Source organism: Pedobacter sp. 01T416_2 (assembly GCF_056398925.1).
On record NZ_JBFTQI010000278.1, the window covers coordinates 1 to 6,900 of the forward strand.

6 protein-coding genes are annotated in these 6,900 nt (G+C 42.0%); 5 read left to right on the forward strand and 1 reads right to left on the reverse strand.

The window, feature by feature from the left end:
• Positions 1-274: 274 nt before the first annotated feature.
• The 3 genes from AC1DPQ_RS13195 (at position 275) to AC1DPQ_RS13205 (ending at position 3,215) form a co-directional block, all read left to right on the forward strand.
• On the forward strand, positions 275-1,549 hold the full coding sequence (locus AC1DPQ_RS13195) for an erythromycin esterase family protein (protein ID WP_477584008.1): 1,275 nt from the start codon (positions 275-277) through the stop codon (positions 1,547-1,549).
• Positions 1,550-1,586: 37 nt separating this feature from the next.
• Positions 1,587-1,844 (forward strand): pinensin family lanthipeptide, encoded by a 258-nt coding sequence (locus AC1DPQ_RS13200; protein WP_477609671.1) that lies wholly within the window; start codon positions 1,587-1,589, stop codon positions 1,842-1,844.
• A 765-nt stretch (positions 1,845-2,609) separates the two neighbouring features.
• A complete protein-coding gene (locus AC1DPQ_RS13205) occupies positions 2,610-3,215 on the forward strand; it encodes a histidine kinase (protein ID WP_477584010.1) in 606 nt (201 codons plus the stop codon).
• Between the two features lie 432 nt (positions 3,216-3,647).
• Here AC1DPQ_RS13205 and AC1DPQ_RS13210 read toward each other — a convergent pair whose 3' ends face one another.
• A complete protein-coding gene (locus AC1DPQ_RS13210; protein ID WP_477584011.1) occupies positions 3,648-4,532 on the reverse strand; it encodes an RteC domain-containing protein in 885 nt (294 codons plus the stop codon).
• Between the two features lie 187 nt (positions 4,533-4,719).
• Here AC1DPQ_RS13210 and AC1DPQ_RS13215 point away from each other — a divergent pair, with 187 nt between their 5' ends.
• Both AC1DPQ_RS13215 and AC1DPQ_RS13220 read left to right on the forward strand, forming a co-directional pair.
• Complete coding sequence (locus tag AC1DPQ_RS13215) at positions 4,720-5,361, forward strand: Crp/Fnr family transcriptional regulator (protein WP_477584012.1); 642 nt, start codon at positions 4,720-4,722, stop codon at positions 5,359-5,361.
• An 11-nt stretch (positions 5,362-5,372) separates the two neighbouring features.
• Positions 5,373-6,794 carry a hypothetical protein gene (locus tag AC1DPQ_RS13220; RefSeq protein ID WP_477609673.1) on the forward strand — a complete coding sequence of 474 codons (1,422 nt, stop codon included), beginning with the start codon at positions 5,373-5,375 and terminating at the stop codon, positions 6,792-6,794.
• Positions 6,795-6,900: the final 106 nt, after the last annotated feature.

The following is a 6,900-nucleotide window of genomic DNA, read 5'->3' on the forward strand; positions in this document are numbered from 1 at the left end:
GTAGCACACAGGCTCAGTACAGTTAAGAACGCTGATCAGATTATTGTGATGGAAAAAGGTGAAATTCTTGAAACAGGTACACATGATCAATTGATCTCTAACCAAAAACTGTATTACTCTCTGGTTAAAGACCAATTGTCATTAAATTAATCAATCCCCAAGGTTTCAATAAAATTTTTTAATGGTTTTTATATTTACAAATATTTCTTATTATTGTATAGAACAATACTGACAACATATGTAAGTAATAGCCTAGTCAAATTAACAGCTCTCAATGACGAAAACAAAATATCTATTGATTCTCTCAATCACATTATTAATTTTTCTTTCTGTATTTATTTATAAATACGCTTTCTACGGAATTCCTTCCTGGGGACCGGTATCGATCACAAGATCCGGGACAAATGAGATCGCTACAGGGAAAGATTTGTCGTTTTTGAAAAAGATTGGTGATAAGTCACAGATTATTTCTTTTGGAGAGGGTACCCACGGCAGTAGCGAATTCAATGTTTACAGACTGGCTTTTTTTAAATATCTCGTAGAAAACTGTAATTACCGCTTCTTTTTAGTGGAAACAGACTTTGCAAATACGGTTAAAATCAACGATTTTGTTTTAACCGGTAAAGGAGATCCTAAGGAGTTACTCAAAAACCAGAGTTCTTGGGTATGGTCAACCTCAGAGGTATTGGACATTCTCGATTGGATAAGAAAATATAACGCTTTTAATTCTGATGAACGGAAAGTGCGCTTTTATGGCGTTGATGAAAAAGATGTATTAAAGATATCCAGATTAGTAAAATATGTGCTACAAGATCAGTCGGACGAAGAAAGCATTGGATTAATAAAATCGATAAATCAGCTTTATCATTTAGAAAAAAACTCAAAGCCATTTAATCTCCTACTAACGCAAGTCAGCTTAACAATACAAAATCTAGCTAAAAAAAACAGTCAGATTTATTCAAACCGAAACAATTACTTCATTTTACAAACCTGCGTTCAGCTAATAAAACATTACATCAAGATCAATGAAGTTAGCTATTATGGGCGTGGTCAGATTATTGACAAATGTAGGGCAGAAAATATTCTTTCCATATTGAGCTTTTATGGAAAGGAGTCAAAAGCCTTTTTTGCAGCTCACAATGTTCATGTAAAAAAATCAGTCGAAGGTTATTTTTTTAACCTGGTCAAGCAAAAAAGAACCGGGACCTACCTAAGAGCAGCAATGGGGGACAAGTACTATTGTATTTATTCTGATTTTGCTCAAGGAGGATTTCGGGCTATTAGTACGAGGACCAATCAAAAGTCAATATTTTACCTACCGCCGAGTGAAGATAATCTTTCATTTGAGATTCTAAAAACTTTCAAAGTTCCGTTTTTTATGGATTTGAATAAAACGATGGCTCGGTCTTGGGCAAATTCAAATCGGATCTTTTACAATGTTGGCGCAACAGATGGRGGTAAGCCCCGGTTCAGAACATTAAATTTATTTGAATCTTATGATGCCTACATTTTTATACCAAAAGTAACACCTGCAGAACAATTAAATTAAAGTTTAACCAATAATTAATTATTAAAATCAAATCAAAATGAAAAAAAAACTAAACATTGAAGAACTTAAAGTTCTAAGCTTTATTACAGAGCTAAAACCAGAACATGCCCAAACAGCTAAAGGTGGAGACGGCACAACTACCGAAGTATTGGTATCAACAGCCTTAGGCCCACAATTCTGTTTCAATGAAACCGTATGGGGCTGTGACGAATCAGACGGCATGGGAGAAGGAGAAGTTTCTGTAATAAATGATGAATATGGTTGCCATTTGCCAGATATTAATATCTGTCCCTAATCAACTGGCCCCATTATTATTCAAAAACAACAAAGTCTTTATGATTTAATTTGTTTTTGGACAGTCTAATAGAAAGCTTGGCATAAATCTGCTGTCTGCAGAAGCCAGGCTTTTTTGTTTTTATTTCTTTCCGGTTATAAATGTTATTATCTTTTTGATTATGGAACGATTTAAGCCATGGTTATTCAAACCTTCAAATAGCAGGTTAGTTCGCTATAAATGCCCATTCGTCGATAGAAAAGGTGCGTTTGTATAGAACCACGGCAATGAAAAAAGAAAATTTGTAATTTGGCATTGAACATTATAATCATCTTATTTATGCAGAAGAACATTTTCATATGGCTTTTACACATAATTTTCTGGGCGCTATATTTTGGTGCTTATGTTCTCATCTTTCAACTTGATAAGAAAAACATCAATGAGTTATATGATCCTCAACACATCATATTATTCCTCACTAATATAGCGGCATTCTACTTCAATTATTTTTATCTATTCCCAAAATTCATAACCGAAGTTAAAAACTATAAACTATTCATAGTTTTTTTTTGCTTAACCATCCTTTTTGTATCGGTCTTCAAGACAGCGATCTTTTACTTATTCTCAAGGGGCATACACATCAATGATGCTTCATTRCCCCAAAATTATTCACATTATATCATTGTTTTTTTTATTTCTTTTTTACTATCGGGGCTTGTAATGTCTGTAAGTTTAATCTTCATGATGACAATAGACTTTTTTACAAAGAAAAAAAGTCAGGAGATTATGAACGCTCAACAGAATTTCATTGAGACTCAATACCTCAAAGCAAAACTTAATCCTGCATTTCTAGTCCAATCTTTAGATCAAATGCATTTAAAAGCAAGAGAAAGTCTTGATGATACGGCAGAGGAACTGTTGATGCTTTCTTCCATTATGCGGTACATGATCTACAATAGCAATGTCCCCTTAATTGAACTCGAAAAAGAACTTGAATGTTTAGACACCTATATCAAACTTCATAAAAGTTTAAATATGGATGAATTCTATGTTGATATTAAATATGACACAAATCTAAATGTTGAAATTCCTCCCCTACTATTATTTTCATTATTGGAGAATGCCGTTAAATATGGGATTACCAGTGAACTACAAAACCCCGTAAATATCAACGTCGATGCCGATAAAAACATCTTATCTTTTGAATTCAAGCAGAAAAAAACAAATCTTGATACGAACGGCTTCGATGATGCCATCAACAACATCGAACGACGTTTGAAATTACTGCATACAGAAGATTATATACTAAAAAAGAAAAACACCTTAAACCATTTTTCTTGTGAGATCCCACTGAATGTGTCCGATAAAATTCGGGACTCTAATAGATCGTAGCTGCGAAGTTGAATTTTAATCCTAAGTAGAAACACATTCTGGCTTGGATATGTTAGCCTGTGATCTGTTTATACTAGAACTACTGAGACATCCAGCAAGTGTAACCTCCTCTTGGAAACGCGCTGCATTTTTCTGTCGATTTTTAAATCACCCCTTCAAGAGGTTATGAATAACAGTAAGATAATTGTGTTAATTCTCAGAATACCTTCCCAACAGTTCACTAAAACTGGTCCTTCCATATGCTATTGGTTATAAATTAAGTGCGGTCAACCATCTTCCTTCAGGACAATTGCTATCATATAAAAAACCAGAAAACATTTTTTTTCGTATAATTGCAGTGTAAGGGATGAGCGCCTTACATCCGGCGAAAGCCAGAGAGCATTAATTTAGATAAGGGGTAATCATTAAATTGATTATCCTTTTTTTATCAGCTCAAAACCTCCCCTTTCTGGGATCAAAAGTATCCGCATCATCAAACTTCTTATTCAGCCCCTCCCGTAGCACCTCCAGAAAATGCGTCCTGCTCAACCGTTTCCGAGAACCGAGATCATCAAAACCCCGCTTGGGGATTCCCAGATCAATCTCAAAACACCTGCCCATCCGCTCAAAAAACTCCGTAATCCCCACCTTGCCGTTATCAATCTGCCCCGACACAAACAGCGCATGCGCCAGCTCGATCAGGTTCACCTTCTCCCCCGTCCAGCGCATCCCGCCCGTACGGACCGGCTTCGCTGGAACAGTAATTGCCTCGCCACCTCCTATACCAACCTCCAGCCCAGCAAGTTCCGCCAATAAATAATCCCTCAACCTTTCCCCCGCCATAAACTTTGCCCAGAGATAACTCCATGGTCCAGCGAACTGTCCATCAGCATCTACATCCAGCCCTTCCAGCGCCACATCCCTTTTCCCTTCCCCCAAAAAATAAGCACTGTCCAGCCCTTCCATCCCCTGCCTGAAATACACAAACTGCACCGGATAGCGTAAAAAAATCTTCTGCACATAATCCAGCTCCCCACGAAGATAACCCATCACCTTTCCCCGTTCATCCACAGGCCTCCTCAGCTCCACCGCAAAACGGTCCGCCGCATAAACCTGCCAGCTATACACCGCCGGCCACACCACCTTAAAAAAACCGATCTCCTCCTCCACCGATCCAAAACCCTGTTCCATTACCATAGCCTTAAGCTCCGACAGCCTATCCTTCACCAATAGCACCACCTCCCGCATCTGGGCCAATGGCGCCTTCTCCTTTTCATAGACCTCTAGCGCAGCCTGAGCCACATCCGCCACAACCAACAATGCTTCTTCTTTTTTCATACCTTAATCCTTTAACCAAAAATAAACGAACAAACAAAAGAGCCCCAATCTAGACACTAGAACAGCCATCACCCCACCCCATACTAAAACCCGCAATTCACCGTTAAAAAATAGTATCCGTTCCGATAGGACAATATTAATCCGCTTAAAGCAGCGAAAGGTTGATCTGTGACACAATCGATCACCTATGCAAAATTTAACCGAAGAAGAAGCCGACCTGCTCCAGACTTTAGGCTTCATCACATCCCTGCCCGCGCCTTTGCAAAGTAGGGTCAACCAGGAAAACCTTATCCAGACCTTTCCGCGTAAAACACTCCTGCTCCGTCCCGGCGAAACCGCCAGAAGACTGTACTTTATCCGCAAGGGATTCCTGCGCGCTTATTTCATCGATGAAAACGGAAAAGAATGCACCACCTGGTTCATGGGCAAAGGCGACCTGATGATCTCCGTCTACAGCTTTTTCGCCCAACAGCCCGCCCACGAATACATCGAAGTCCTGCAGGACTGCAAACTCCAGTCCATCACCTGGAACCAGCTTAACGCCTATTACGCCGACTTTAGGGAAGGCAACTTACTGGGCAGGATCGTCACCCAGAAATACTACATCCTCAGCGAAGAACGCGCCATTTTCCTCCGTACTCAAACGCCTGAGCACCGTTATGACCTGCTGCTCAAAACCCACCCCGAAATCGAACAGCAGACCACCCAGCAGAATATCGCCTCCTACCTCGGCATCAGCCGCGAAACCCTGAGCCGTATCCGCAGGAAAAAACTCAAAATGTGTCAGCAGACACAAAACAGCCCAAAACCAGGAGCCATTTTTCACTAAGCCAGCATCCCATGAAAACAAAACTTAATATACTTGCCCTCATCCTGCTCAGCCTCTCTGCCTGTAAAAAAGAGCAAAACATCCAAAACACCAAAGGCGCAGACACCAGGCCAGCGGAAGATATCATCACACTCAGCAGGACAGAAGCCAAAGCCTATCTGGGACAGCTTATAAAAGAGCAACCAGACAGCACCACCGCTATCCGCAACATCCGGGTCCATTGGGAAACCGCTGCCAACAGCCCCAGTCCGAAAGGCAATACCTGGAAGATCAGGCTTCAGGGCCAGCCCGTCTATCAAAATGTCAAACAGGGCTACCGCCAGCTTGCCATCAGAAAAAATCCAAACACAAAAGCCTTGGAAGCCCGCATCCTGGAAATCATCCCTGATGCCATCTACCTCCAGAAAGGAACAAACATCAATAGCAAAACCTTCACCGGAAGGGTATTCAGCTACGACCTCAACTACCGTCTAAAAAACGGACAGATCTATAGCGAAGGAAAACAGGTCGGACAGATCGCCACCACAGAAAAGCTCACCACGCAACCCGGCCAGCGCTTAAAAGACCTCAATCCCCCAAAAGGCCAGCAGGGAAAAACCATGACCATACAGTTCACCGAAAGCTGCACCTGGCTACAAGACAGCTACGTCAACGCCAACGGGGAATTCACCGTCCATGCCGAACTGATCTGCAGCTACACCAGTTACGACGACGGCATGAGCTGGTCATCTGGAGACGGAGGCAATACCACCAACAGCACCTCACTCCCATCCGGCGGTGGAGGCGGCGGACAAGTATCACCAGATCCCACTCCCCCAGCCCCCTCCAACCTTCCAGGGGAAAACAACAGCAAAGTCGACCCCGAAAAAATGATGGACTGCTTCTCCCAGATCACCGACCCCAACGCCGCCTTCACCATCCGCATCTACGTCGTCGAACCCCAGCCCGGCACCTTCTTCAACGTCGGCCAGAACGCCTTCGGCCACGTCGCCATCTCCTTAAGCAAAACCAGCGGCACCACCACCATCACCCAGACCATCGGCTTCTACCCCACCGGCACAGGCCTGGAAAAACTCGATTCAAAATCGCAGATCCTGGACAATGGTTTAGGAGAATACAATATCAGCTCCACCTATTACGTCAACAGTGAAAACTTTCAAAAAGTCATCAACTATGTCAGCAGCCCACCAGCGCAGTACCACTTTACCGACTTCAACTGCTCTGCATTTGTATATGCAGCTGGACAGGCCGGAAACCTGCCCATTCCCGATCCCACCACCCAGATCGGACTAGGTGGCCCCGGAGGCGTAAGCACTGCCAAAACACCAGCCGGAATGGCAAGCGCTTTGCGGGAACAAAAAGCAGCAAACCCAAATTTAGACATCAACGAAGGTGGAGGAAAAATGCCCGAAAGTAAAGGCCCATGTAATTAATTGAAACATGAAAAAACGAAATAAGACAATATTGATCATCATCCTAGGGATAATAATCATCAGCAATTTACCACCTGTATATTATTTTATTGGAGAAAACTACAGC

Excerpts from the sequence above, each read along its gene's own strand:
- AC1DPQ_RS13200 (WP_477609671.1), top strand. The coding sequence starts at position 1,587 with ATGAAAAAAAAACTAAACATTGAAGAACTTAAAGTTCTAAGCTTTATT.
- AC1DPQ_RS13205 (WP_477584010.1), top strand. The coding sequence starts at position 2,610 with ATGAACGCTCAACAGAATTTCATTGAGACTCAATACCTCAAAGCAAAA.
- AC1DPQ_RS13210 (WP_477584011.1), bottom strand. The coding sequence starts at position 4,532 with ATGAAAAAAGAAGAAGCATTGTTGGTTGTGGCGGATGTGGCTCAGGCT.
- AC1DPQ_RS13215 (WP_477584012.1), top strand. The coding sequence starts at position 4,720 with ATGCAAAATTTAACCGAAGAAGAAGCCGACCTGCTCCAGACTTTAGGC.
- AC1DPQ_RS13220 (WP_477609673.1), top strand. The coding sequence starts at position 5,373 with ATGAAAACAAAACTTAATATACTTGCCCTCATCCTGCTCAGCCTCTCT.